Annotated in this window: 1 protein-coding gene and 1 pseudogene; both read left to right on the top strand. The window is 66.7% G+C overall.

Features of this window, described 5'->3' with window-relative positions; translation table 11 throughout:
* Positions 1–1,006, top strand: a 1,006-nt coding sequence (locus F6Q13_RS17370; RefSeq protein WP_293059206.1) for a thiolase family protein, incomplete at its 5' end; no start/stop codon positions are given.
* Positions 1,003–1,464 (top strand): annotated as a pseudogene (locus tag F6Q13_RS17375) (4-hydroxybutyrate CoA-transferase); the annotation flags it as partial. The gene F6Q13_RS17370 and the pseudogene F6Q13_RS17375, both read left to right, overlap by 4 nt.

Below are 1,464 nucleotides of genomic sequence, written 5' to 3' on the forward strand. Positions count from 1 at the left end.
CGTCATCGGCTGCACCGCCCCGTTCGGTGAACAGTCCCGTAACATCGCCCGCAACGCCTGGCTGCAGGCGGGTTATCCGCCTGAAGTACCGGCCACCACGCTAGACCGGCGCTGCGGCTCGGCGCAGACCGCGGTGGAAATGGCTGCGGCGCTGGTGGCCTCGGGCACGCACGATGTCGTCATCGCCGGCGGTGTGGAGCACATGGGCCACGTCCCCATCGACTCCCCTGGCAAGGTCTCCGAACTGTATGGCGATCCCTGGCCGGGCGAGCTGCGCGAGCGGTACGCCTTTGTGCACCAAGGCGAAAGCGCCGAGCTGATCGCCGACCGCTGGCAGCTGGGCCGCGAAGAGATGGATGCCTTTGCCGCGCAGTCGCACCAGAAGGCTGCAAAGGCCATCGCCGACGGCCGGTTCATCGCCGAGATGGTGCCGATGACACTCGACGGCCAGATCCGCTATGCCGACCAATGCGTGCGCCCTGAGGCCACGGTGGAGACCCTGGCCAACCTCAAGCCGGTTTTCCGCAAAGAGGACGGGCGAATCACCGCCGGGTCGTCATCGCCGATCAGCGACGGCGCCGCCGCAGTACTGCTGTGCTCCAAGGATGCCGCGCGCCGGCTCGGGCTGCGGCGGCGTGCCCGCGTCGTCGACCAGACCACCGTCGGTGTCGACCCCATCATCATGCTGACCGGGCCCATTCCGGCGACTCGGAAGTTATTGCAGCGCAACGAATTCTCCATAGATGACGTCGACTTGTTCGAGGTCAACGAGGCGTTCTCTTCGGTGGTGTTGGCCTGGCAGCGCGAGCTGCGTCCGGACACCGAGCGGGTCAACGTCAACGGCGGAGCGATCGCGCTGGGTCACGCCGTCGGTGCCACCGGCGCCCGGCTGATCGCCACCCTGGTCGCCGAACTCGAACGGCGCGAGGCCGACCTCGGCCTGGTGACGATGTGCTGCGGTGGGGGTCTTGGCACGGGAACCCTGATCCAACGGGTACCGACGTGATCGATTTCAGCAAATTCCTGTCCCGAGGTGACGGTGTCTGGTGGGGTCAGGCCGCCGCGGAGCCGCGTCCACTCGTCGACGCGCTGATCATGCAGAATCCCCGGATCGGTCCGATCCGCACTTTCACCGGGCTGAGCTGGAACGACCAGCTCGCCGTCACGATACCGGGCCGGATGTCGATGGTGTCGTTTGGCGGGCTCGGCGAGCTTCGGGAACTGAGCCGGTCCGGACGCCTGGACGTGGTGCCGTGCCACTATTCAGCGCTACCGCGAATGTTCGCCGAACGCCGGCTGCCGTGTGACGTCGGCCTGATGCAGGTGTCCCCGCCCGACGAGAACGGGACGTGCTCTTTGGGCATCGGTGTCGACTATGTCGCCGATGCGATGCGGCACACGCCGGTGCTCATTGCCGAGATCAACAAGAGGATGCCAGCCACGGTTGGTACCCAACGGATCCCG

The sequence above is a fragment of the Mycobacterium sp. genome, from assembly GCF_008709575.1.
In the GTDB taxonomy this organism is placed as follows: domain Bacteria; phylum Actinomycetota; class Actinomycetes; order Mycobacteriales; family Mycobacteriaceae; genus Mycobacterium.